This is a genomic window from Embleya sp. NPDC020886 (assembly GCF_044333915.1).
GTDB lineage: Bacteria > Actinomycetota > Actinomycetes > Streptomycetales > Streptomycetaceae > Embleya.
This window is the reverse complement of the sequence record NZ_JBIRRX010000004.1, coordinates 71,048-94,800: the sequence shown is the minus strand read 5'-3', so window position 1 is coordinate 94,800 and position 23,753 is coordinate 71,048. Positions and strand designations below refer to the sequence as shown.

General features: G+C 69.9%; 30 protein-coding genes. 8 read left to right on the top strand and 22 right to left on the bottom strand.

Annotated elements, in window-relative coordinates; genetic code table 11:
- Positions 1-17: 17 nt before the first annotated feature.
- The 6 genes from rdgB to ACH4U8_RS15425 form a co-directional block, all read right to left on the bottom strand.
- Complete coding sequence (gene rdgB / locus ACH4U8_RS15450) at positions 18-620, bottom strand: RdgB/HAM1 family non-canonical purine NTP pyrophosphatase (RefSeq protein WP_360307396.1); 603 nt, start codon at positions 618-620, stop codon at positions 18-20.
- Between the two features lie 73 nt (positions 621-693).
- Positions 694-1,092, bottom strand: a complete 399-nt coding sequence (locus tag ACH4U8_RS15445) for a hypothetical protein (RefSeq protein WP_360307393.1) — start codon at positions 1,090-1,092, stop codon at positions 694-696.
- A 216-nt stretch (positions 1,093-1,308) separates the two neighbouring features.
- Positions 1,309-2,034, bottom strand: a complete 726-nt coding sequence (rph, locus tag ACH4U8_RS15440) for a ribonuclease PH (RefSeq protein WP_360307390.1) — start codon at positions 2,032-2,034, stop codon at positions 1,309-1,311.
- A 54-nt stretch (positions 2,035-2,088) separates the two neighbouring features.
- Positions 2,089-2,844 (bottom strand): MBL fold metallo-hydrolase, encoded by a 756-nt coding sequence (locus ACH4U8_RS15435; protein ID WP_360307387.1) that lies wholly within the window; start codon positions 2,842-2,844, stop codon positions 2,089-2,091.
- Positions 2,841-3,656, bottom strand: a complete 816-nt coding sequence (gene murI / locus ACH4U8_RS15430; protein WP_360307384.1) for a glutamate racemase — start codon at positions 3,654-3,656, stop codon at positions 2,841-2,843. The genes ACH4U8_RS15435 and murI overlap by 4 nt, the downstream gene beginning before the upstream one ends.
- Positions 3,657-3,939: 283 nt before the next feature.
- Positions 3,940-4,326 (bottom strand): hypothetical protein, encoded by a 387-nt coding sequence (locus ACH4U8_RS15425; RefSeq protein ID WP_395778296.1) that lies wholly within the window; start codon positions 4,324-4,326, stop codon positions 3,940-3,942.
- A gap of 59 nt (positions 4,327-4,385) precedes the next feature.
- Between ACH4U8_RS15425 and ACH4U8_RS15420 the strand changes: the two genes are divergently transcribed.
- Complete coding sequence (locus tag ACH4U8_RS15420) at positions 4,386-4,853, top strand: MarR family winged helix-turn-helix transcriptional regulator (RefSeq protein ID WP_395778294.1); 468 nt, start codon at positions 4,386-4,388, stop codon at positions 4,851-4,853.
- Positions 4,854-4,946: 93 nt separating this feature from the next.
- Here ACH4U8_RS15420 and ACH4U8_RS15415 read toward each other — a convergent pair whose 3' ends face one another.
- On the bottom strand, positions 4,947-5,423 hold the full coding sequence (locus ACH4U8_RS15415; RefSeq protein ID WP_395778292.1) for a hypothetical protein: 477 nt from the start codon (positions 5,421-5,423) through the stop codon (positions 4,947-4,949).
- A gap of 188 nt (positions 5,424-5,611) precedes the next feature.
- Positions 5,612-5,785 carry a hypothetical protein gene (locus tag ACH4U8_RS15410; RefSeq protein WP_395778291.1) on the bottom strand — a complete coding sequence of 58 codons (174 nt, stop codon included), beginning with the start codon at positions 5,783-5,785 and terminating at the stop codon, positions 5,612-5,614.
- Positions 5,786-5,829: 44 nt separating this feature from the next.
- Here ACH4U8_RS15410 and ACH4U8_RS15405 point away from each other — a divergent pair, with 44 nt between their 5' ends.
- The 4 genes from ACH4U8_RS15405 to ACH4U8_RS15390 all read left to right on the top strand — a co-directional run bounded on the left by ACH4U8_RS15405 (position 5,830) and on the right by ACH4U8_RS15390 (position 9,522).
- Positions 5,830-6,447, top strand: a complete 618-nt coding sequence (locus ACH4U8_RS15405; protein WP_395778289.1) for a DUF5753 domain-containing protein — start codon at positions 5,830-5,832, stop codon at positions 6,445-6,447.
- On the top strand, positions 6,447-6,671 hold the full coding sequence (locus tag ACH4U8_RS15400; protein WP_395778287.1) for a DUF397 domain-containing protein: 225 nt from the start codon (positions 6,447-6,449) through the stop codon (positions 6,669-6,671). Before ACH4U8_RS15405 ends, ACH4U8_RS15400 begins: the two co-directional genes overlap by 1 nt.
- A gap of 158 nt (positions 6,672-6,829) precedes the next feature.
- The gene (locus ACH4U8_RS15395; RefSeq protein ID WP_395778285.1) at positions 6,830-7,672 is read left to right on the top strand and encodes a helix-turn-helix domain-containing protein; all 843 of its coding nucleotides are present in this window, start codon (positions 6,830-6,832) and stop codon (positions 7,670-7,672) included.
- 716 nt (positions 7,673-8,388) lie between these two features.
- On the top strand, positions 8,389-9,522 hold the full coding sequence (locus ACH4U8_RS15390) for a methyltransferase domain-containing protein (RefSeq protein ID WP_395778283.1): 1,134 nt from the start codon (positions 8,389-8,391) through the stop codon (positions 9,520-9,522).
- On the opposite strand, the gene ACH4U8_RS15385 is transcribed toward ACH4U8_RS15390, so the two are convergent.
- The 9 genes from ACH4U8_RS15385 to clpS all read right to left on the bottom strand — a co-directional run bounded on the left by ACH4U8_RS15385 (position 9,486) and on the right by clpS (position 15,934).
- On the bottom strand, positions 9,486-10,388 hold the full coding sequence (locus tag ACH4U8_RS15385) for an NAD(P)-dependent oxidoreductase (RefSeq protein ID WP_395778281.1): 903 nt from the start codon (positions 10,386-10,388) through the stop codon (positions 9,486-9,488). The genes ACH4U8_RS15390 and ACH4U8_RS15385 overlap by 37 nt on opposite strands.
- 138 nt (positions 10,389-10,526) lie before the next feature.
- Entirely contained in the window at positions 10,527-10,961 is a 435-nt protein-coding gene (locus tag ACH4U8_RS15380) for a zinc-binding dehydrogenase (RefSeq protein ID WP_395778279.1), read from the bottom strand.
- Positions 10,962-11,229: 268 nt separating this feature from the next.
- A complete protein-coding gene (locus ACH4U8_RS15375; RefSeq protein WP_360307363.1) occupies positions 11,230-12,180 on the bottom strand; it encodes a cysteine synthase in 951 nt (316 codons plus the stop codon).
- Positions 12,180-12,461 (bottom strand): MoaD family protein, encoded by a 282-nt coding sequence (locus ACH4U8_RS15370; protein WP_395778277.1) that lies wholly within the window; start codon positions 12,459-12,461, stop codon positions 12,180-12,182. The genes ACH4U8_RS15375 and ACH4U8_RS15370 overlap by 1 nt, the downstream gene beginning before the upstream one ends.
- A 176-nt stretch (positions 12,462-12,637) precedes the next feature.
- Complete coding sequence (locus ACH4U8_RS15365; protein ID WP_360307782.1) at positions 12,638-12,736, bottom strand: putative leader peptide; 99 nt, start codon at positions 12,734-12,736, stop codon at positions 12,638-12,640.
- A 178-nt stretch (positions 12,737-12,914) separates the two neighbouring features.
- Positions 12,915-13,328, bottom strand: coding sequence for a M67 family metallopeptidase (locus ACH4U8_RS15360; protein WP_360307357.1), 414 nt, complete (start codon positions 13,326-13,328; stop codon positions 12,915-12,917).
- 65 nt (positions 13,329-13,393) lie between these two features.
- Positions 13,394-14,803: an amino acid permease gene (locus ACH4U8_RS15355; RefSeq protein WP_360307354.1), complete on the bottom strand. Its 1,410-nt coding sequence runs from the start codon at positions 14,801-14,803 to the stop codon at positions 13,394-13,396.
- 164 nt (positions 14,804-14,967) lie between these two features.
- Positions 14,968-15,567 (bottom strand): DUF2017 domain-containing protein, encoded by a 600-nt coding sequence (locus ACH4U8_RS15350; protein WP_360307351.1) that lies wholly within the window; start codon positions 15,565-15,567, stop codon positions 14,968-14,970.
- 76 nt (positions 15,568-15,643) lie between these two features.
- Positions 15,644-15,934, bottom strand: a complete 291-nt coding sequence (clpS, locus tag ACH4U8_RS15345; RefSeq protein WP_020553361.1) for an ATP-dependent Clp protease adapter ClpS — start codon at positions 15,932-15,934, stop codon at positions 15,644-15,646.
- 116 nt (positions 15,935-16,050) lie between these two features.
- Between clpS and ACH4U8_RS15340 the strand changes: the two genes are divergently transcribed.
- The gene (locus tag ACH4U8_RS15340) at positions 16,051-16,986 is read left to right on the top strand and encodes an RDD family protein (protein ID WP_395778275.1); all 936 of its coding nucleotides are present in this window, start codon (positions 16,051-16,053) and stop codon (positions 16,984-16,986) included.
- Positions 16,987-17,170: 184 nt separating this feature from the next.
- Complete coding sequence (locus ACH4U8_RS15335; protein WP_395778273.1) at positions 17,171-17,971, top strand: RDD family protein; 801 nt, start codon at positions 17,171-17,173, stop codon at positions 17,969-17,971.
- Here the strand turns inward: ACH4U8_RS15335 and ACH4U8_RS15330 are convergent.
- The 5 genes from ACH4U8_RS15330 to ACH4U8_RS15310 all read right to left on the bottom strand — a co-directional run bounded on the left by ACH4U8_RS15330 (position 17,955) and on the right by ACH4U8_RS15310 (position 22,190).
- Positions 17,955-18,158: a hypothetical protein gene (locus ACH4U8_RS15330; protein ID WP_158696122.1), complete on the bottom strand. Its 204-nt coding sequence runs from the start codon at positions 18,156-18,158 to the stop codon at positions 17,955-17,957. The two genes, ACH4U8_RS15335 and ACH4U8_RS15330, sit on opposite strands and share 17 nt — an antisense overlap.
- Positions 18,159-18,821: 663 nt before the next feature.
- Positions 18,822-19,445: an isochorismatase family protein gene (locus ACH4U8_RS15325; protein WP_360307340.1), complete on the bottom strand. Its 624-nt coding sequence runs from the start codon at positions 19,443-19,445 to the stop codon at positions 18,822-18,824.
- A gap of 60 nt (positions 19,446-19,505) precedes the next feature.
- Positions 19,506-20,810, bottom strand: a complete 1,305-nt coding sequence (locus ACH4U8_RS15320; RefSeq protein ID WP_395778271.1) for a nicotinate phosphoribosyltransferase — start codon at positions 20,808-20,810, stop codon at positions 19,506-19,508.
- 113 nt (positions 20,811-20,923) lie between these two features.
- A complete protein-coding gene (locus ACH4U8_RS15315; protein ID WP_360307335.1) occupies positions 20,924-21,730 on the bottom strand; it encodes an SDR family oxidoreductase in 807 nt (268 codons plus the stop codon).
- Positions 21,731-21,827: 97 nt separating this feature from the next.
- Complete coding sequence (locus ACH4U8_RS15310) at positions 21,828-22,190, bottom strand: hypothetical protein (protein WP_395778270.1); 363 nt, start codon at positions 22,188-22,190, stop codon at positions 21,828-21,830.
- A gap of 217 nt (positions 22,191-22,407) precedes the next feature.
- Between ACH4U8_RS15310 and alaS the strand changes: the two genes are divergently transcribed.
- Entirely contained in the window at positions 22,408-23,706 is a 1,299-nt protein-coding gene (gene alaS, locus ACH4U8_RS15305) for an alanine--tRNA ligase (protein WP_395778268.1), read from the top strand.
- Positions 23,707-23,753 lie beyond the last annotated feature (47 nt).

The following is a 23,753-nucleotide window of genomic DNA, read 5'->3' as shown; positions in this document are numbered from 1 at the left end:
CGAGCGACCGGGCCGGGTCAGCCGACCAGTTCGGAGACGATCGGCGCCAGAGCCCGAAACGCCTTGCCCCGGTGGCTGATCGCGTTCTTCTCGGCGGGGCTGAGCTCGGCCGCGGTCCGGGTGTCGTCGGCGACCCGGAGGATCGGGTCGTAGCCGAAACCGCCGGTGCCACGCGGCTCGCGGGTCAGCGTGCCCTCGAACCGGCCCTCGACCACCCGCTCGGTGCCGTCCGGCAGGGCCAGCGCCGCCGCGCAGGCGAACCACGCGGCGCGGTGCTCGTCGCCGATGTCGGACAACTGCGCGAGCAACAGCCGCAGGTTGGCCGCGTCGTCGCCGTGCGTGCCGGCCCACCGCGCGGAGAAGATGCCGGGCATGCCGTTGAGCGCGGCCACGCACAGGCCGGAGTCGTCGGCGATCGCCGCAAGTCCGGTGGCCTGCGCGATGGCATGCGCCTTGAGCAGGGCGTTGGCCGCGAAGGTGAGGCCCGTCTCGGGCACGTCGGGGACCTCCGGATAGGCGTCCATGCCGACGAGTTCCACATCGAGCCCGGCATCCTTGAGGATCTGCTGAAGCTCGACGACCTTGTTGGCGTTGCGCGTGGCGAGTACGAGACGGCTCATGCGGCCAGCCTAGCCTCGCCGGGTGTGGCCGGATTCCCGGCGGCGGATCGACACCGACCGCCGCCCGGGTCCGCTACTTCACACAGATCGTGGTCAGGTTCTTCGCACCGTTGATCAGCGGCTGCACGTCGCTCGCGCTCAGGTTGCCGCCGTTGGCGAGCCGGGTGCTGAGCTGGGTGATCACGTCGCCGAGGCCGTTCGCGGCGTTCTTCGCGTCGTTCGAGTCCAAGTCCTTGGTCTTGTCGTCCAAGGTCTTCTGCAGGTTGTCGAGCGCCTTGCGGGCGGCGTCCGGGTCGTTCAGCACGTTGCCCAGCGTGGAGATGTCGTTGGTGAGGTTGGTGGCCAGTTCGGCACACGAGATGGCCTGCTGCGCCTGCTCGCACGCGGCGGTGGCGAACAACGCGCCCGCCATGACGGTGGCCGCGATCGTGGTGCGCAGGACCCGGCGGGAACGGTACGTGGCGCGGAACATGGAGCTCCTCGTCAGGGACGGGCTGATCGGCCCGGTCGTGGCTGCTGCTGATCGGGATGACCAGGTGCCCCGACCGTACTCGCGTCCGACCACGCGACGGGCCGTCGGTGGCACACCCGATGCGTGCCGGTTGCGCGTACGTGACACTCGCAACCGGCACGTGACCACCACTTGCGGCGGTATGCCGGGAAAGCGCGCCCGGGGGACGCAGCGCTCTCAGGACTCCAGAGCGAGCTGCTGAAGCACCGTCAGTTCCTCGCAGCCGTGCGTACCGAGGTCGAGCAGGTTGTTCAGCAGCGCGCGGTCGAACGGCTCCTTCTCCGCGGTGCCCTGCACCTCGACGAAGCGTCCGTCGCCGGTGCAGACGATGTTCATGTCGGTCTCGGCGCGGACGTCCTCCTCGTACGGGAGATCGAGCATCGGCACGCCGTCGATGATGCCGACGCTGACCGCCGCCACCGAACCGATCAGCGGGTTGGCGCCCTTGCGGGTGAGCTTGTGCTCGCGCGCCCAGGTCACCGCGTCGGCGAGCGCGACATAGGCGCCGGTGATCGCCGCGGTCCGGGTGCCGCCGTCGGCCTGGAGCACGTCGCAGTCGAGGTGGATCGTGGTCTCGCCGAGCGCCTTGGTGTCGATCACCGCACGCAGCGAACGACCGATCAACCGCGAGATCTCGTGCGTACGCCCGCCGATCCGGCCCTTGACCGACTCGCGGTCGCCACGCGTGTGGGTGGCGCGCGGCAACATCGAGTACTCGGCGGTGACCCAGCCCTCCCCGCTGCCCTTGCGCCAGCGCGGCACACCTTCGGTGACGCTCGCGGCGACCAGGACACGCGTACGGCCGAACTCGACGAGGACCGAGCCCTCGGCGTGGTCGAGCCACTTGCGCTGGAACGTGACCGGTCGGAGCTGGTCGGGGGTACGGCCGTCTACTCGTGACATGGACCCAGCCTAAGCGGTGCCGCGCACGCTTTCGGACCGGACGCCCGGCGTGCCTCAGACCGTGTGCGTGGCGTCCGGCAGAGCCAGCTCGACGGCGCCGCTGAAGGTCTTGCGGGCATCGTCGAGGTTGCGCCCGCGGCTCGTCCACGGCGGGATGTGGGTGAGCAACAGCCTTCCCACGCCTGCCCGTTCGGCATGCTCACCGGCCTGTCGGCCGTTCAGGTGCACATGCGGCAGGTCTTCCCGGCCGTACTCGAAGGACGCCTCGCACAGCAGCAGGTCGGCGCCGCGCGAGATCCGCACCAGGTCGTCGCTGACCCCGGTGTCGCCGGAGTAGACGAGCGATCGGCCGCCGACCTCGATCCGGTAGGCGTACGACTCGACCGGGTGCGGCATGCGGTCCGCGGTGATCCGGAACGGGCCGACCTCGAAGGTGCCGGTGACCACGGTGCGGAAGTCGAACACGTCGGCCATCCGCCCGTTGTCGATCGCACCCTCGACGTCGTAGGCGCGCGCGATCCGCTCGTGCGTGTCGACCGGGCCGTACACCGGCAGCCGGGGCAGTTCCCCGGCCGGACAGTACTTGCGGGCCACGAAGTAGCAGGCGAGGTCGAGGCAGTGGTCGGCGTGCAGGTGGCTGAGCAGCACCGCGTCGACCGAGGCGAGCGTGGCGTGCCGTTGCAGGGCGCCCAGGGCGCCGTTGCCGAGATCGATCAGGATCCGGACCCCGTCGGCCTCCAGGAGGTAACACGAGCAGGGGCTGTCCGGCCCGGGGAAGCTGCCGGAGCAGCCGACGACGGTGAGTTTCACGTGAGGGCTCCGAGCGCGTCGACGTGCGCGAGTTCGGGGCCGAGGAACCGGCGACCTACGTCGCGGAACTGGGCGGGATCGCCCGTGGTGAGGAATCGGTGATCGGGTGCGGGCCGACCGACGTCGCGCATCAGGCCGCCGGCCACGAGTGCGCGATAGACGTCCTTGGCGGTCTCCTCCGCGCTGGAGATGAGCGTGACCTGCTCGCCCATGACGTAGGAGATGACGCCGGTGAGCAACGGGTAGTGCGTACAGCCGAGGATCAACGTGTCCACGCCCTCGGACACCACCGGGTCGAGGTAGCCGCGGGCGACCTTGAGCAGTTCGTCGCCCCCGGTCACGCCCCGCTCGACGAACTCGACGAAGCGCGGGCACGCCTGCGTGGTGAGCCGAATGTGCGGCGCTGCGGCGAACGCGTCCTCGTAGGCCATCGAGGTCTTGGTCGCCTGCGTCGAGATCACCCCGACCCGCCCGTTGCGGGTGGCCGCCGCGGCCCGCCGGGTGGCGGGCTTGATCACTTCGACCACCGGAACGGCGTACCGCTCGCGCGCGTCCCGCAACATCGCGGCGGACGCGCTGTTGCACGCTATGACGAGGACCTTGACGCCCTCGTCCACGAGCCGATCCAGGCACTCCAGCGCATAGCGGCGCACCTCCGCGATCGGCCTCGGCCCGTAGGGCTGCCGCGCGGTGTCGCCGAGATACCGGATCGATTCGTTCGGAAGTTGGTCGAGCACGGCCCTGGCCACGGTGAGACCACCGAAGCTGGAGTCGAAGATTCCGATCGGCGCGTCGTTGGATGCGAATGCCACTCCCCGAGAGTACGCAGTAGAGAGGTACGTCCCGGTGCACAACGGGCACGGGGGTGACCGACGTCACGGGACATCGGCCCTTCGGGCCGGCAGCGGCTCCGCCGCTCTCCTCGGTACTGCTCGTCGATCACTGGTCGACGATCAAGTCGTGGGCGCCGGCACGCCGGAGGGGTGGGCCGGGTCGACGTCGCGGTCGGGTGAGCCAAGGGCCCACCGGACCCCGAGGTCGCGGGTCGGCTCAACTCGCCCGCCCGTTCGCATCGTTACCCGAACGCGTGGTGAATCACGTGGCGCCGAGGGTCGGGGCGGTCGCGGTCGGGCGGGTGAGCCACCAGGCGGAGGCCAGGTGCACGGTCGCGCTCAGGGTGCCGCCGAGGGCCATGCCGGTGATGCCCTGTTCGATCCCGATCACCGCGTCGCCCAGTTGTGCGGCGCCGGCGACGGCCAGGATCGGGATCAGGCCGCGGTCGGTACGCCGGGCGAGAAGGTAGAGCAGGCCGGCGGCGAGCGGAACCGCCCGAACGCCATACGCCTGGGCGTACATCCGCATCCCGTCGCTCACCTCGGCACCCGACCCCGACAGGATCCCCGGGTCCACCATCCCCAGCACCGCCGACCCCGCCGCCCCCAACGCCATCGCCGCATTGACCAACAACACCGCACGCCGCATGACTTCACTCCCAGAATCATTCGAACTCTGAATGGTTCTCACAGGGTATTATGCAAACCATGAAAGATGTCAAGGGCCAAAGCCCGGCAGACCCAGCCGGTCCGCTGACGAGCACCCTCACGTTCCGCCTGGGCACCCTCGGCGCCATCGCCACCGAGCGCTTCACCGAGGCCGTCCAGGCGCACGGCCTCAAGCCCAAACAGGTCGGCCTGATGGCGGTCCTGGCCGCCGGCACCGCCGACTCCCAACAGGACATCGCCCGCACCATGGGCGTCGCCCCCAGCCTGGTGGTCAGCCTCGCCGACCACCTCGAAACCCTCGGCGCCATCCGCCGCGAACGCGACCCCAACGACCGCCGCCGCCAAGTCCTCACCCTCACCGACCGAGGCCACACCCTGCTCGCCGAATGCACCACAGCCGCCCACACCCTCGACGCGGCCCTCACCGAGGCCCTACCCCCGGCCGCCCGCCAAGCCCTCCACCAGGCCCTGACCACCCTCGCCGCCCAAGCCGGCCTCCCGACCTGATCCGACGCACCCCCGAACGCCTTCCCCACCCCGAGAAGAGATTTCGAGAAGCACGTCGAAACGCCGGCCTCGATCGCCCCTACCGTCGGAGCATCACCCTCGGCGGCAGCAACAAGACGAGGGATCTTCGGCCACCCGAGAATGGCGGTCCGTCCCGGCCGGCCCCCCACGCCAACCATCCGTCTCCCGCCCGATCGTCATGTAGGGCACCTCGAAGCGCAGCAGATACTCCATGAGGAACTTGCCCCCGTCGGCGGGCAACTCGGCGGCACCTCGCTCGGTGTACAACTCGCGCGCCCGCGAAATGGAACCGCCCGCCGCCACAAGAACCGCCAAGGCCACCACGGTGGTGTGGGGTTGCGCGCCCAACACCACAACCCGCTTGTGCCGAGCCATCAACGTGAGCAGCCCGATCAACCGCTCGAACGCAACGACCGGCTGATCCTCCACCCCACGCTCGAGCACCGGAGACCGCAACAACACCGCCGGCCACATCGCCCGGCGAATCGGCACATCGTCAATACGCCGATCGACGACCACGACCAATGCGGGTGCCTGCTCCGGAGCCAACTCCCATTGCGTCAGCGCCCATTCCCGACAGCGGTTGCGTCTCACCCGGTGGCGACGAAGCCCACCTACCACTTCCGATCGATGGCGGGGCAGTTGTCCGGGCGGCTCCGCAACCCACAAGTTCGGTACCACCAACCACGCTCGCCGAGTCGGGGCCGTGACGTTCTTCTCCATTCGAGGTGTGAGCGTCACGGGCGAACCACGAACCCGGCCACGAATGCCTGGTAGCCGCCCTGTCGGGGTTCGCATCGGAACGAGATCGTCAGCGCGCGGGTGATGAGCAAACCCCGCCCGGACTCGGCATCCGGATCCTCGACGGGTCGCGGCAGGTCCACCGGAGCCTGCCGGGCCAGGACGGTCACCCGAGGTCCCGCCGGAAGCACAGCCGGAACTGCGCGACCTGCTCGTGCAAAAGCGCATCCGGCACTGGTGGCAGGAGTTCGCGAACGACGTCAACGCCACCCTGGCGGAAGTGATCGCGCTGGAAGACGACGCCGCTGAGGCGTTGGAGTACCAACCGAACGTAATCCCGGGACTTCTCCAGACCAGGGACTACGCGAGCGCGATCATCACGACAGGCTTCAACGCCTATGGACCCGACCAGGCAGAGGCTTTGGTCACTGTCCGGGAGATGCGACAACGCCTGCTCCGCGACGACGAACCGCTGAGGTACCACGCCATCGCCACGGAGGCCGCCCTGCGCTTCGACGTCGGCGGCCCCGCCGTCATGCGAGAGCAGATGCGGCATCTGAACGGGGAAATGGCGCTGCCGAACGTCACCTTCCAGATCGTCCCGTTCTCGGCCGGACGAATGGCGGCTCAGGCGGCGGGCTTTGCCATCCTCAAGTTCGAGGACACTCACGATCCCGACGCCGCTTGGATGGAAGGTGTCGGCGGTATGATTCCACGTGACTCGGAGCGCGAAATCCGCCTGTACAACAGGCTGTTCGCCGAAATCGCGTCAGCAGCGTTGTCGCCGGACGAGACCGCCGCGCTACTACGGGAACGAGCAGAGAGTCTGTGATGAACAAGAGCGAGCTTTACGAAGCCGACCTGACGGACGCCGTCTGGATCAAGGCAAGCGCTTCGAACCAGAACGGCACCTGCGTCGAACTTGCGGACCTACCCGAGGGTGTTGCGATGCGCGACTCCAAGAACCCCGCCCTCCCCGCCCTTCGCTATACCCGCGACGAACTCGCCGCCTTCATCGCCGGCGCCAAAGCCGGCGAGTTCGACCACCTGATCTGACACCCACTCGCACACGTCTCGATCGCCCAACACATCCGCCGGGTGATCGAGACGCTGTTCGGGAAGCCCAAGACACCGGCTCGCCCCGGCCTACGGCACCTTCGCTGGCACTTCGCCATCCGGTACGCCGACTTCGTGACCGGAGTACCTTCTCGCGCGTGAGCACCGACTACCAGCGGGCGCGCGAAGCTCTCGGTGCGCGACTGCGTGAGTTGCGTACCGAGAACGGCACGAGTGGGCGAGCGCTTGCCCACCGTCTCGGGTGGCCGCCGTCGAAGGTCTCGAAATTGGAGACCGGCCGCCAGACGCCCACCGTCGCCGATCTCGATGCCTGGTCGGAGGCGGTCGGACAGCCCGGCCTGGCAGGCGAACTGAAGGGCCGACTCCGGGGCCTGGAGACCAACATCCGCTCGTGGCGGCGGCAGTTGGCCGCCGGGCATCGACCACGGCAGGACGAAGCGCTGGTCCAGGAGCGGGCGACACGGTTGGTGCGGGCCTACGAATCCTCGGTGGTACCCGGCCTCCTGCAAACCGCCGAATACGCGCGCCACCTTCTCCTCCTGAACGCCGAACTCCGCCGAACTCCGCGCGACACGGAAGCTGCCGTCCGGGCCAGGATGCGCCGACAGGAAGTCCTTTACGAACGCGGGCACATGTTTCACGCCGTGCTTTGGGAGGGCGCGATTCGAGCTCTGATCTGCCCACCGCAGGTAATGGCCGGGCAGCTCGACCGCCTCATGGGTGTAATCGGTTTGGACACGGTCAAGCTCGGGATCGTTCCGCTCGACACACCGATGACCGTCACGCCTCGACACGGCTTCTGGGTCTACGACACTCGCCTGGTGATCGTGGAAACGATCCACACCGAGATTTGGCTCGACGACAAGGCGGACATCGACCTGTATCTGAAGGTCTGGCGGCAACTCGATGATGCCGCCGTGTACGGGGCGCGGGCACACCAAGTGATCACACGGGCTCGTGCCGCGCTGCCGGCCTGCTGAGCGCCTCCGAACTTCGGGCATCGACAGGGCCACGGGCGACCGCGATGTACCCGCACGTGCGTTCCCCTCCGGAAACAACGCGAACCCGGTCCCCCGTCCGGCGAAATTCGGAGAAACCGGGCAGCCGCGAAGCACCGACGCCTCTAACGTCGGAGCGTGATCGTCGTTTCCATTCACGAATGGGCGAATCGAAGACCGTACGAGTCGGCAAGGAGCACCGAGATGACCCATCCATCACGAGTTTCACCCGAAGCGGATTTGGTTTCATACCCCGAGCCTCCCGGCAGCAAAATCATCTTGGCGGTATATCGAATCGGCCCCGGCGGAGTCGAGGTGGTTGCGCCCCGGGAGACGCATGTCGGATTCAGCCGCAGTGCGGGATCGGCGGAACCGGCATGCGCCTGCTCGGTGCATTGCCGGTGGCCCTACCGGAACGGGGAACAAACACGCCACGCAGATGGAGAGGTGACCGCGGTGACAACCCACACCGCCCGGCATCGGGACAAGAGTGGTGACGATTCGCAGCAGGATCGGCCGATTCCGCCGAAGCTTCCGCCGGATCCGCCGCCGCAGAAGTGACGACGACCGGCCGAGGAAGAAGAGGAGCGTCCGTGAGAGTCGGCGAGGTGGAACATGGCCGCGCCATCGAAGAGTTGCTTCGCCTGGTCGAGGCGCGTGTCGGGTCCCTGGGGCCATGGCGGGATGCCCTTCGAGCCGTGCCCAGGCACCACTTCCTGCCTGATGTCGTCCGGGTGCGGCCTGCGGGTGGGCGCTCGCCGGTGCGGGTCGATCGGCGGGTGGCTCCCGAGGCGTGGTTCGAACTCGCCTATCAGGACGTGTCGGTGATCGTGCAGGTCAACGATGGCGCCGAAGGCGACGCCGGGGGCGGCCCCGACTGGCCGTCCTCGGCCGCGTCGCAACCGAGCGTGGTGGCACGGATGTTGCTCGACCTCGACGTCCACGACAGGCAGCGCATCCTGGAGGTGGGTACCGGGTCGGGGTGGAACGCCGCGCTGCTCGCACATCGGGTCGGCGCCGATCGTGTCGTCACCGTAGAGATCGATGCCGCCCTCGCCGCGCGGGCCCGCCGACGACTGGCCGCACTCGGACCGGCCGCCCCCAAGGTGGTCACCGCCGACGGCGCGGCGGGAGGACCCACCGGCGAACCCTACGACCGGCTGCTCTGTACGTGTGCCGTCGAACGGGTGCCGATGTCGTGGCTCGCCCGCACCCGACCCGGCGGCCGGATCGTCACGCCCTGGGCCACGTCCTGGACCGCGGCTGGTTCGGCGATCCTGACAACACGTCAAGACGGCTCCGCCACAGGTCGCTTCACCCCGGGCGGCGCCTTCATGCGGATGCGCGCCCATCGCGCCGGCCGGATCGACGACCTGGACACCGTCGTCCGCCCCGAGCACGTGCCGGACCTCGGCCGCACCGCGGTGTCCCCGTGGGAGGTGACCGGCGACGCCGACTTCGCGATCGGCGTCGCCGTACCCGGAGCCTGGCACCTGTGGGAGCCACAACGCCCCGCCGAATCCGTACACACCCGGTTCTGGGTGGCCGACGAAGCGGGCACCTCATGGGCCTGCGTCGACTACGACGGAACGCAGCTCGCGCACTTCGCCGTACGGCAGTTCGGCCCGCGCCGACTGTGGGACGAGGTATCGGCCGCGCACGCCTGGTGGGCTTCGGTGGGCCGCCCCGGCCTCGACCGGTTCGCGCTCACCGTCGACACCGACAGCACCCAGTCCGTCCGGCACGACTCGCCCACCGGCGCCTCCTGGCCCGTCCCCGGCACCGCCCCGGAAGTTCACCGCTTCCCGAAGTGCTCCACCAACCGGGAGTAGCTGTCCTCGCCGTGCCCGCGCTCGACCGCATCGGCCACCAACGCCCTCGTGTACTCCGGGAATTCGACGTCGATCCCACGCGCCCTGCTCTCCCCGACCAGGTCCGCCAACGACGGCAGGTGGTGCTTGAGCGCACCGAAGTCGGCCGCGTACTCGCCTCGATCGACCTCGGCCGCGATCGACGGCAGGATCGAGAACAGCGCCGACACCGAGGGCCCGGCCTGCTCCAGGAAACGCCTCACCTCGACGCCCTCGGCGGACAACAACGCCGCCGCGTGCAGGAAGCCGTTGAGCGTGCCCCACATCGTGCCGTGCACGGCCATCCCGTACAGGCCCGGAATCCCCGCGTCCTCGCCGAGCAGACTCCCCCGCCCGCCGATCAACGCGAGCTCCGCGCCGTACCGGGCGAAGACCTCCCCGGACCCGCCGTAGAACACCACCGCGTCCGGATCCCCGACGGCCGGCGCGATCGTCATGATCTGCCCGTGCAGATAGGCCGCTTCCCGCCCCGCCGCCCACTCCGCCATCGCCCGGGCCTCCCCCGACGTCCCGTCGGTCAGATTGACCACCGCGCGACCCGCGAGCGCATCCCCCGCCGCCGCCAAGATCTCCCGAGCGGCGTCGTTGCCCTTCACGTTGACGATCACCAACGACCCCGCCGCGACCGCCTCCCGAACATCGCCCGCCGGCCGCGCCCCCAGCGCGAGCAAAGCCTCGTCCCGCCCCGGCGTCCGGTTCCACACCGTGGTCGGCCGCCCCCCGGCGACGAACGCGCCCGCCAACGCCGAGCCCATCTCCCCCAATCCGAGCACGGTCACCGCCGTACGGGCATCGCTGTCACCGGAGGCAAAGGTGGTGGTGGTCATGATCGTGGCCCTCCCGAACAGCCGCGACCCGCTTCCACACCGGCCCCGGCGACGTAGTCGTGCAGGAGTCGACACGCTAGGAATTCAACCGCACTTGAGGTCAAGGCCCCACCGCGCGCACACCGCGACCCACCCCGGCTACGGCACCAGCAGCACCCGCCCCAACTGCCCCCGCCCCTCCAGCACCCGATGCGCCTCGACCGCCTCGGTCAGCGGCAGCCGCGCATGCACCGCGACCCGCAACCGGCCCGAGGCCAGATATTCGGCCACCTCGGCCGGCTCCCGCCGCGCCGCCGCCGGATTCGCCGCCTGCCAGGCGAGCAGCGAAAACCCGGCCACCGACCGCAACGCGAACAGGTCCGTGACCGGAATCGCCGGCAACTCGCCACTCGCCGCGCCGTACACCGCGATCCGACCGAACGGAGCCAACACGTCGAAGCTCTGCCGCAGAATCCCGCCGCCCACCGAGTCGAGCACGACATCGACCCCGCCCGGCGCCACCTCGCGCACCCACGCCGCGCACGCCCCGACCGAGGACGGCTGACCGCCCCCGAATCGCGAGGACCGCGCCATCGAGCGGCCGAAAACCCGATCGCCCCCGGTGCCGAAAAGGCACTCGGGGGCGACGGAAACTCTGCAATCAGCGCGGGCTCGAAACTCGAACCCGCAGGCCGGCCCGCACAAAACCGACCTCGGCCCGAAGGCCGACGAGGCCGACGAGGCCAACGAGGCCAACGAGGCCAACGAGGCCAACGAGGCCAACAAGGGGGACGAGGGCGACGCAGGCCGACGCACCCGAGCCCACCCTCAGCTCAGCCCCCGGGGCCGACCCACCCGAACCTCACGCCCACAACTGACCCTGCAACCCCTCGACCGCGGCCTCGGTGCTCTCGGCCGTGTAGATCCCGGTGGACAGGTACTTCCACCCCGCGTCCGCGATCACGAACGCGATGTCCGCGTCCTCGCCCGCCTTGACCGCCTTCCGCGCGATCCCGAGCGCCGCGTGCAGCACCGCGCCGGTCGAGATGCCCGCGAAGATGCCTTCCTTCTCCAGCAGTTCCCGGGTACGCCGAACCGCGTCGGCGGAACCCACCGAGTAGCGCGTGGTCAACACCTCGGCGTCGTACAACTCCGGCACGAAGCCCTCGTCGAGGTTGCGCAGGCCGTACACCACGTCGTCGTAGCGCGGCTCGGCCGCGACGATCGTCACGCCCGGAACCTTCTCCCGCAGGTAACGACCGACGCCCATCAACGTGCCGGTGGTGCCCAGCCCGGCCACGAAGTGGGTGATCGTCGGCAGATCCTCCAGCAACTCGGGCCCGGTCGTGGCGTAGTGCGCGTCCGGATTGGCCGGATTGCCGTACTGGTACAACATCACCCAGTCGGGATTCTCGGCCGCGAGCTCCTTGGCCACCCGTACCGCCGTGTTGGAGCCGCCCGCCGCCGGCGACCCGATGATCCGGGCGCCCCACATGCGCAACAACTCGCGGCGTTCCTCGGAGGTGTTCTCCGGCATCACGCAGACGATCCGGTAACCCTTGAGCTTGGCCGCCATCGCCAGCGCGATGCCGGTGTTGCCCGAGGTCGGCTCCAGGATCGTGCAGCCGGGGGTGAGCAGCCCGTCCCGCTCGGCCGCCTCGATCATGTGCAGGGCCGGACGGTCCTTGATCGAACCGGTCGGGTTGCGGTCCTCCAGCTTGGCCCACACCCGCACGGTCGGCGACGGCGACAGACTCGGCAGGCCGACCAACGGGGTGCGGCCCACCGAGTCGAGCAACGATTCGTAGCGCATCAGATCGAGCCGCCGGCGACCGCCGGAAGAATGGTGACCGTGTCGCCGTCGCCCAGCTTGGTGGTGAGCCCGCCGGTGAACCGCACGTCCTCGTCGTTGAGGTAGACGTTGACGAAGCGGCGCAGTTCGCCGTTCTCCTCCACCAGGCGAGCACGCACGCCCGGGTGCCGGGCCTCCAGGTCGACCAGCAGGTCGGCGAGCGTGTCGCCGGACCCGGGTACGGCCTTGGCGCCGTCGGTGTAGGTGCGGAGGATGGTCGGGATGCGGACCTCGATGGCCATGGATGCGCTCCTCTGGTGTTGACTCGAACGGAGAGAACGCAGTCCGGACGCGGGCCGCACCCCAAACGCTCCGACGGGGCCGATGGAGACCGCGGGGCGGGGGTCGTTCGCATGCGCCGGTGCTGCGGGACTTGCCTGCTGCCTGGGGTGCCTGGTGAGCCGATCCGGGAAGCGGATCAGCCCACGCGCGCAGCGCGACAGAGGGCGCTGGAGAGTCGGCACAGATCGACGTGCAGGCGTGCGACGAGAAACGCGCCCGGGGCACCGCCCGGCACCGCTTCCGTCGTATTCACGCCCGCATAACGCATATGGTCATGCTAGCCATTCCCCCGGCCCGCTCCGATGTGATCTCGCATGGCGGAACACCCCATATCGACAGGTGAGACGCAGTGGGTCCGGCAAGGGAATCAACCGGCAACAACCCGACATCGATCACCCCTGCATCGACAGGCATCAATAGGTGTCCACCACACTGACCTCCTCCTCGGTGATCACCCCGTCGACGATCCGGTACGACCGGAACTCGTACGTCTCCTCGTCCCGCGTCGACACCAGCACGTAGTGCGCGTTGGGCTCGGACGCGTACGACACGTCGGTACGCGACGGATACGCCTCGGTCGCGGTGTGCGAGTGGTAGACGATCACCGGCTCCTCGTCGCGATCGTCCATCTCCCGGTAGAGCTTGAACAGGTCGGCCGAGTCGAACTCGTAGAACGTGGGCGACCGCGCGGCGTTGAGCATCGGGATGAACCGCTCGGGGCGGTCGGTGCCCTCGGGCCCGGCGACGACGCCGCACGCCTCGTCGGGGTGGTCGGCACGGGCGTGGGCGACGATCCGATCGCGCAGATCTGCGGTGATGGTGAGCATGCCCCGAGCGTACTGAGCACCTCCCGACCCCGCGCGAGGCCCACCGCCCGCCGCCGACCCGCCGATCAGACCTTCATCGGCTTCGCGTGCCGCGCCGGGATGTACGCCGCCACCAGGAACGCCACCCAGATCGGCACCACGTACAACGCGATCCTGGTGTCCGCGGAGAACCCGAGCAGGACCACCACCATCACCAGGAAGGTCAGCACCGCCCAGCCCGTGTACGGCGCACCCGGCATCCGGAACCCGTGCCCGGCCAGCCGGCCCCGGTCCACCGCCCGCCGGTAGCGCATCTGGCAGGCGACGATCATGCCCCACGTCCACAGCGCGCCCACGGTGGCCACCGAGGTGATGTACATGAACGCCTTGTCCGGGACCAGCGCGTTGATCAGTACGCCCAGACCCATCACGATCGCCGACACGGTGATCGCCGCCGCGGGCACCCGATGCGCGCTCAGCCCGCTCACCCCCGGCGGCGCCTGTCCCTCGACCGCGAGCGTGCGCAACATCCGGCCGGTCGAGTACAGGCCCGAGTTGCACGAGGACAGCGCGGCGGTGAGCACCACGAAGTTGATGATCGCGGCCGCGGCCGGGATGCCCACCCGGTCGAAGACCAGCACGAACGGGCTCTCCTGGGCGTGGAAATCGGTCCACGGCGCCAGCGAGAGGATGATCAGCAGGGCGCCGATGTAGAACAGCCCGATCCGGAACGGGATGGTGTTGATCGCGCGCGGCAGCACCTTCTCCGGATCCTGCGCCTCCCCGGCGGTGACCCCGACCAGTTCGACACCCAGGAAGGCGAACATCACGATCTGGAGCACCAGCAACGTCTCGCCGACGCCGTTGGGCGCGAACCCGCCGTCCGACCACAGGTGGGTGACCGACGCCTGGTCGCCGGCCTCGCCGAAGCCGAAGATCAGCACCCCGATGCCGACCAGGATCATCCCGATGATCGCGGTCACCTTGATCATCGAGAACCAGAACTCGAACTCGCCGAACAGCTTGACCGAGATCAGGTTGGCGGCGAACAGCACCGACAGCACCACCAGCGCGGTGACCCACTGCGGCACCGAGGGCCACCAGTACTGCACGTAGACGCCCGCCGCGGTGATCTCGGCCATCCCGGTGACCACCCACATCACCCAGTACGTCCAGCCGGTCACGAAGCCGGCGAACGGCCCGAAGAACTCCCGGGCGTACTCGGCGAAACTGCCCGCCACCGGGCGATACATCAGCAGTTCACCCAGCGCGCGCATCACGAAGAAGATCACTACGCCGGCCACCGCGTAGGCCGCGATCAACGACGGCCCGGCCTTCTCGATCGCACCGCCCGCGCCCAGGAAGAGGCCGGTACCGATCGCGCCGCCGATCGCGATCATCTGGATCTGACGGCTGTTGAGTCCCCGTTCGTACCCTTCGGCGTCGACACTCGGTTCGGCCGCATTCGCGCTCGATCCGGCCTCGGTGTCCATCATGATCGCTCCCGTTCGTCGGTACGGAGGCCGTATTACCAACGAACCGGGGCGGAAACCCGATGCCGATCGATCCGGCGTGTCCCTCTTTCAACGGATACGCCATGTGCAAGGAATGCGCCGTTGCCATGGGCACGCCGCGCGGCGTGCCCTCGACCCACCGGTCGCTACAGCGCCCCGAGCAACGAGTCCTGCAGGCCGCCCAGCCAGTGGAAGACCGCGAACAACCAGCGCCGCGGATCGTCGTCGGCCAGCTTGGCCTCGAACTCCTCCATGTCCTCGGTGACTTCGAGCCGGGTGCCGATCACCAGCCGCAGGTCGTTGAGCGTGCCCAGCCAGGCCTGAACGCCGGCCGCGTCGAGCACCACGCGGTGTTCGCCGCCCTGGGTGCGCAGCTCCTCGGCGTCCGCCGGTTCGGTCAGGTCGACCAACTCGGCCAGGTCGGCCAGCACGATCCGCGCGTTGTCCCGCTTGCGCAGCCGCAGGTCGGTCTCGGTGTAGCGACGGAACTCGGCCGCCGCCTCGGCGTCCTCGGCATACGCGTCCGGCAGCAGGCGGGCCAGCGCGGGGTCGTCCGGGGTGACCGGCACCTCGGACGAGCCGAGCCCGGTCAGGCCCAGCTCGGCGGCCAGCGGATCGGTCGCGTCGTCGTCGGGCGAGACCATCTCCACCAGTTGACCGCACAGATCGGCCAGCACCCGCACGTGCATGTCCTCCAGGACGATCTCGGGTCGACCCGAGCGTCCGCGCATGAAGAGGCCGTTCACAGGCTGTGCAACTCCCGGAGAAGGTGGGGCGGGAACCGAAGTGGTCGGCGGGCCGAACGGGCGAACCGCCCGGGTGTCACTTGTCGTGCTGGATGGTGGCCCACAGGCCGAAGCCGTGCATCGCGGTGGTGTCGCGCTCCATCTCCTCGCGCGTCCCCGACGAAACCACGGCCCGCCCCTTGTTGTGCACGTCGTGCATCAGCTTCTCGGCCTTCTTCTTCGGATAGCCGAAGTAGGACTGGAAGACGTAGGTCACGTACGACATCAAGTTGATCGGGTCGTTCCAGACGATGCACACCCAAGGGGTCTCCGCCCGGACGTCCTCGTCGGGCTTGTGCTTCTCGACCTCGATGGGAGCGACACTCATGGGTCCCATGCTGCCATCCGGGCTGGGCCCGGGCGAACCGGCTCGACGAGAGCGATCGGGCCCGGATGTGACCCGGGGCGTACCCGTCACCCCTCCCGTACGGCAAAATCCCGCCCATGTCCTCTGCACCCGCACCGGGTTGGTACCCGGATCCGGAGATCACCGGCCACATCCGTTACTGGGACGGCGGTGCCTGGGTGCCGGACAGCAGTCGGCCGGCCGAGGAACCCGGCCGGTCCGCCGCCGAACAACCGGACCAGGCCGCGCAATCGGGTGCCCCCGAGGCGCTCGAACAGGGCGGTCGGGTGATCCGGGGCGAGGTGCTGTCCGCGCGGGCCGGCGGGTTGTACGACATGTCCTCGACGGGCATGTACGCACCGCCGACCGGCACACCCGAATCCGCCGGCCCGGCCGACGCCGGTGCGGCGCGCTCCGGCCCGACCGGTCCCACCGCCCCCACCGGCCCGAGGCGCGGCGCGACGCCGGGCGCCGAGGTGCCGCCGCAGCGCGCCGCCGAGGAGCCGGGGCCGTGGCGACCGGTCCAGGCCGACATCTTCGGCAGCAACGAGCGGCGCCCGGCGAACCCGGGTCGGCGCCTGCTCGCCCGGATCGCCGACGCGCTGGTGCCGCTCGCGGCCGGTGTCGCGGTCGGCATCCCGCTCGTCCCGGACGCGGTCGACCACATCCGGGACAAGATCGACCGGGCCCGCTACGAGGGCCGCGACACCACCGTCTGGCTGATCGACGGCACCACCGGCACGGCGCTCGCCGCGGTGCTCGGCACCGTGCTCGTGGCCGCACTGCTGTACGAGGCGCTGCCCACCTGGAAGTGGGGCCGCTCGCTCGGCAAGACCCTGTTCGGCCTGCGCGTCGCCGACCTGGACAGCCACGACACGCCGTCGTTGTGGCAGTCGGTGCGGCGGTGGGCGGTGCTCTACGTCCCGGGCGTGTTGGTGATCGGCCTGTTCGGCGCCCTGTGGGGGCTGTTCGACCGGCCGTGGCGTCAGGGTCTGCACGACAAGGCGGCACGCACGTTCGTGGCGCGGGACTGAGCGGGCCGGTCCGGAACGAGTCGGTCCGCAAGGGATCGGTCCGGAATGGATCGGTCCCGAGCGGGTCGGGGTGCGGCGGGGCCGGCTCGCCCCGCCCCCACCACTGACCCATCCAGGCGCGACACGCCCGAATTGACCCGAGACGTCACACTTACGTCAGCTTTTGTCCGCTTTACTCGGCTTCATGACAGGTAGTGCGCCGCCTCCACCGCCCGACCCGTACGGCGACGACCCCTCGGGTCGCAACCCGTCCGGACCACCACCTCCGCCCGGCCGACAACCCCCGCCCGGCCAACCGCCGTACGGACAGCCGCCTTACGGACAACCGCCCTACGGGCAGCAGCAACCGCCCGGCGGGCAGCCGCCCTACGGCCAGGACCCGACCGGGCAGCAGCAACCCCCATACGGCCAGGGCCCGTCCGGGCAACCGCCGTACGGCCAGGACCCCACCGGGCAGTATCCCTACGGTCAGGGCGGCTCGTACGGACCGGGCGGTCCCTACGGCCAGGACCCCTCCTACGGCGCCGGCGGCGGCGGTCACGGCGCGGGCCCCACCCTCGGCGGTCCGGTGCGGCGACTGCTCGCGCGGATCGTCGACAGCATCATCGTCGGCGTGGTCGCGGGGCTGATCTCGTGGCCGGTCACCGACTACGACTACGACGACGTGACCTTCGGCTCGCAGTTCGCCTCGGGCCTGATCTTCTCGTTGGTCTATTTCGTCTACGAGGGCTTCCAGCTCGACCGGTTCGGCCGCACGCTCGGCAAACGAGTGGTGCGCATCCGGGTGGTTCGGGTGGCCGACGGCGGGCCCATCGCTGGGTCGATCGCATGGACCCGCGCCGGCGTGTACACGTTGCCCCTGGCCGTGCCCTGCCTGGGCACGCTCTTCTGGCTGGTCAACGTGTTGTGGCAATTCTGGGATCAGCCGTGGCACCAGTGTCTGCACGACAAGGCCGCCCGGACCACCGTCATCCGCGGGTCGTGACCCGGGACGGGTGATGCCGTGCGCGGATGCCGAGCACTGCCGTCGTCGTGCCCAGCGCGACCCCGATGCCCATGGCGACGGCAGCTCCCGCCACGGTGCGCGGCTCCCAGGCCGCCAATAGTGAGACCGTCAAGACGATCGTGACGAATACGCCGTAGCCGAGACGGAAGAAATCTCCTCTTGCCACGACGCACCACCTCCCCTGCACCCCTATGTGCACGCCCCCCGTCTCTCACGCTACTGCGCGGGCCGCGCAATGTAACCATTCGATTGCGATCGGGATTTATCGGTCCGGGCTGCGGGCACCCTCCCGCGACCGGTCGGAGCGGTGATCTTCGGCTCAGGAATGGCCGAGACCCGGAGAACGCACGTGAACCCGAGGCACCTCGCCCCTGCCGTCGTCGCCACGCTGTGCGCACTGCTCCTGCCGGCCACCGCGCCTGCCGCGCCGGGCCCGGCGGCCGATCCCCCGGCGGGGCGCACCGCGGACTCCGGCCCCTTCGTCGAACGCGACGACGATCTTGCGCATCCGTTCACCGAGCGGCGCGGGCAGCGGCGCGGCGCGGCGCGGCGGTGCAGGCGATCACCGAGGACCCCGGGCTCACGGCGCGCACCGTGCCGGCGGCCAAGGCGGGCGCGGCGGAGATCCGTCCGCCCAGGCGCGGGTGTTCGTGATCCTGGTCGAGTTCGGCGATCGCCCGAACACGTCGGGCGGGCCGGGGTCCGGGGCTCCCGGCCGGGTGAGGCGAACCCAGCCTGCCCGGCGCATGAGGGCAACCAGCCCGGCCGGCGCATGAGGCCAAGCAGCCCCGCCGGCGCTTGAGGCGAACAAGCCGAACCCCCACCGCCCTCAGGGCAAGACCCGCTCCCCCACGACCTCCGCCCCCGCCCCCCGAAGCTCGGCAAGCGCGACGGCCGTACTCTCCCGCCCCACCCCCGCCGTCAACCCCACCAACACCCGCGTCGAAAACCCCTCCCGCACCGCATCCAACGCAGTCGCCCGCACGCAGTGATCCGTGGCAATCCCCACCACGTCCACCTGCGTAACCCCCCGCGCCCGCAACCAGTCCGCCAACGACGTCCCGTCCCCGGCCGCCCCCTCGAACCCGCTGTAGGCGGCCGCGTACGCCCCCTTGGAGAAGACCTCCTCGACCCGCCCCGACTCGACCACCGGCGCGAACGCCGGATGGAACCGCGCCCCCTCGGTCCCGGCCACACAGTGCACCGGCCAGGTCCCCGCATAATCCGGCGTCGCCGAAAAGTGCGCCCCGGGATCCACATGGTGATCCCGCGTCGCCACGATGTGCGCATACGCCGGCGTCTCCGTGTGCACCGGATCCGGCGGCTGCTCGGCCGCATTGGCCGCGACGTGGTGCCGGATCGCCTCGGCGACCGCCGCCCCGCCCTCGACCGCGAGGCTGCCGCCCTCACAGAAGTCGTTCTGTACGTCGACCACGATCAATGCCCGGGTCATCGCTTCGTGCCTCCTCGTGACCGGCCCGGCCCCGTCGAGTCCGACGAGCCCGTTCCGCGCCTACTCGTAGATGGTCGGAAGTACCGGTTCCCCGCGCGAGAGCTGCGTAGCCGAAAGCGGCAGTTCCTCACGCGAACGCGCGTGTCGCGTGCGCGCCGCCGACAGCGGCTCGCGCCCGACGATCTCTCCGTCCACGACCAGCGGGACCAGCAATTCCCGCTCGCCCGGCACGGCTTCCGCATCGGCGCGAAAGGGCCGCAGCACCTCGGCCTCGGCCACCCCGTCCGCGTCGTACCGCCGCACCGCGCTCTTGCGACCGCCGTGGCTCGGCTTGCCCGGCGACTTCTTGGCCACCGGCACCAGCGGCGCGTCCGGCGCATCGCTCATCGCCCGCGCGACCAGTTTGTACACCAGCGACGCGGTCGGCTGCCCCGAGCCGGTGACCAATTGGGTGCCTACCCCATAGGCGTCCACGGGAGCCGCCCGCAGCGAGGCGATCGCGTACTCGTCGAGGTCGCTGGTGACCACGATCCGGGTCTTGACCGCCCCGAGCTCGTCGAGCTGCGCCCGTACCCGGTGCGCGAGCAACAGCAGATCACCCGAGTCGAGCCGAACCGCGCCGAGTTCGTGCCCGGCCACCTCCACCGCCGTGCGCACCGCGCTCGCCACGTCGTAGGTGTCCACGAGCAGCGTGGTGTCCGCGCCGAGCGCGGCCACCTGCGCCGCGAACGCCTCGCGCTCGTCGTCGTGCAGCAGCGTGAACGCGTGCGCGCTGGTGCCCCGAGTCGGGATCCCGTACCGCTGCCCGGCACGCAGGTTCGAGGTGCTCGCGAAACCGCAGATGTACGCGGCCCGCGCGGCGGCCACCGCCGCCTCCTCGTGGGTGCGGCGCGAGCCCATCTCGATGCACGGACGCCCGGCCGCGGCCGACGTCATCCGGGATGCGGCGGCGGCGACGGCGGCGTCGTGGTTGAGGATCGACAGGATCAACGTCTCCAGCACCACCGCCTCGGCGAAGCTGCCCTCGACCACCACCAGCGGCGAACCCGGGAACCAGCACTCGCCCTCGGCGTAGCCCCAGATGTTGCCGGTGAACCGGTAGCCCGCCAGCCAGTCCAGCGTCGCCGGACCGACCACCCCGGCCTCGCCGAGGAAGCGCAGCGTCTCGTCGTCGAAGCGGAAGTTCTCGACAGCGTCGAGCAGCCGCCCGGTGCCGGCGGTCACGCCGTAGCGCCGACCGTCCGGCAGTCGGCGGGCGAAGACCTCGAACACCGAACGGCGATGCGCCGCGCCGCTGCGAAGTGCGGCTTCGAGCATCGTCAGCTCGTAGTGATCCGTGAGCAATGCCGTGGTTGCGGTGTCCATGTCGTCAGCATAACACGATTACTCGTCAGTTTGACGATTACTCGCAAGAGTGGTGCGCATCACGGTAATTCGCCCACTCAAGCCTCGATATCCGGACAATTTCCACCATCTCGCTATCCGACCCGGTCCTCCTCCGGCGTCGGCGCCCAGGTCGAACCGTTGATGTGCGTGCCGCCGCCGACGAAGAGCGTGTTCCCCGTGACATAGCGCGAGTCGTCACTGGCCAGGAACAGGGCGGCGCCGCCGATGTCGGTCTCCGGGTCGCCCATCCGGCCCATCGGATTGGCCGACTCCGCGAGCGCGGCGGCCTCCGGGTTCACCTTGGCGTAGGCCGCGAACGCGTCGGTCCTGGCCCCGGGACAGATCACGTTGGCCCGGATCTGATGCGGCGCCCACTCCCGCGCCGCCGAGCGGGTCAGCGCCCGCAGCGCCTCCTTGCCGACGTTGTACTCGGCGGTGAACCGATGCGCGTTGACGCCGTTCAGGCTGGCGATGTTGATCACGCTGCCGCCACCCGCGTCCCGCATCGGCTCGAACGCCGCGCGCATCGTCCACCATCCGGCCCACAGGGCCATGTCCAGACCGTGCTGCAACATCTCGTCGGTCTTGTTCTCCAGGCGGTTGATCCGCCCGCCGCCCCACGCGTTGTTCACCAACGTGTCCAACCGGCCCCACCGGTCCAGCGCGGCCTCGACCAGGCCGACCGCCTCCGCCTTGACCGTGACGTCGGCGACCACCGCGAGCGTGTCGACGCCGAACACCTCGGCGATCTCGGCGGCGACCCGATCCGCCGACTCGGCCCCGATGTCGTTGACCAGGATCCGACATCCCTCGGCCGCGAACCGCCGGGCGATCCCGCGCCCGATGCCCGCCCCGGAGCCGGTGATCACCGCGACGTGGTCCTGAAGACGTCCTGCCATGGCGCTGCCTCCCACGTTGATCGTTTTGCCTTCGTGGGTATCCGCAACAGCCCTACAAAACAAGGGCCTCCCACCGAAAGCGCGACGAAGCCGCAGGTCAGCTGGGGCGCCACTGGTGATCGCAGTCCCGACACTTGCGGTCCCCGTACGGCATCGAGGACACCTTGCCCGAGCCGCACTCGGGACACGTGGGACCGTCCGCGGCGGTCGGCGGACGCCAACGCGCGGCGCACGAACCGCAGACGTAGTCGCCGACGATGTCGGTGCTCACCTTGGTCGAGCCGCACTTGCCGCACTGCACCTCGACGTGTCGCCGCTTGCGCGGCGCGGCCCGGCCGATCGCCGCCTGGCGTTCGCGCTGCGCGGAGAAGCCCCAGTAGGAACGCAGCCGGTCGGCCATGTCCGGCTGCAGGTCCGCCCCCCGGCCGTACGGCGCTTCGATGCTCGGCAGGTCACTCATGCCCGTCACGGTAGGCCATCCGGGCGACCGGGCACCGGTTCGCGGCCCGAAAATCCCGTCGCCGACAACCCGGTGTCGGTTATCGTCGAAACATGTGGATCAACGGGCAGCGAGCTACCGGCGTCGGGCCGGCGAACCGAGCGCGATAGCGCCGCTCGGCCCGGCTCGGCGTGTGTGTACTCCCACCGCCCGCTGCTCTCGCGAAGGCCGATTCGCCATGCTCTCGCCACAGATCCGTTCCACCTTCCTCGACTTCTTCACCGCGCGCGGACACCGCCTCGTGCCGTCCGGTTCGCTGCTGCCGCCCGATTCGAGCCTGCTCGTGGCCAACGCGGGGATGAACCAGTTCAAGCCCTGGTTCCTGGGCGACGTCGAACCCGAAGTGCCCCGCGCGACCTCGGTGCAAAAGTGCGTACGCACCGTGGACATCGACCACATCGGACACACCCGCCGGCACTCCACCTTCTTCGAGATGCTCGGCAACTTCTCCTTCGGCGACTACTTCAAGTCGGAGGCGATCGCGTTCGCGTACGAGGTGCTGACCGAACACTTCGGCCTCTCCCCCGACCGCCTGTGGGTCACCGTCTACGAGGACGACGACGAGTCGGCGCGCATCTGGCGCTCGGTCGGCATGCCCTCGGAGCGCATCCAACGCCTGGGCGCGGCGGACAACTTCTGGTCGATGGGCGTACCGGGGCCGTGCGGTCCGTGCTCGGACGTCACCTACGACCGGGGACCGGCGTACGGGCGCGACGGGGGACCCTCGGTCGACCCCGAACGCTTCGTCGAGTTGTGGAGCCTGGTCTTCATGCGCAGCGTGCGCGGCGAGAGCGAACCCGGCGGCGGTTTCCCGGTACTCGGCGACCTACCGCGCACCGGCATCGACACGGGCCTGGGCCTGGATCGGCTCGCGACGGTGCTCCAGGGCGTGGACAGCACCGTACAAACCGACCTGCTGCGCCCCACGTTGGCGACGGTCGAGGAACTGGCGGGCCGGGCCTACTCCCCCACCGACCGCGACAACCCCGATCGGGTGTCCTTCGAAGTCCTCACCGACCACGCGCGGGCGATCGCGTTCCTGCTCGCGGACGGCATCCGTCCGGGCAAGGAGGGCACCGAATACGTCCTGCGTCGACTGATCCGAAGGGCGCTCCGACACGGCCGTCGCCTCGGCATCCGGGGCCCCGTCCTGCCACCCCTCACCGCAAGCATCGTCACGACGCTCTCCCCCGCCTGGCCGGAACTCACCCGAGGCGCGTCCCTCATCGAATCCCTGACCGCCCGGGAGGAAGAATCCTTCGCCCGCACCCTCCACAAGGGCACCCGCCTCCTCGACAAGGCGATCCGCCGCCGCCTGGAAGCCGGCCACCCCGACCTCCCCACCGAAACCGTCGTCACCCTCTACACCACCCACGGCTTCCCCCCGGACCTGACCCTCGAAGCCGCCAAAGAAGCCGGCCTGACCATCGACACCCCCCACCTCACCTCCCTCCTCCCCCCACCAACCCACCCCTGAAGCAACCCCCAAGCCCGGCCGGCCCCCGGTACCTCACGACCCGGCCG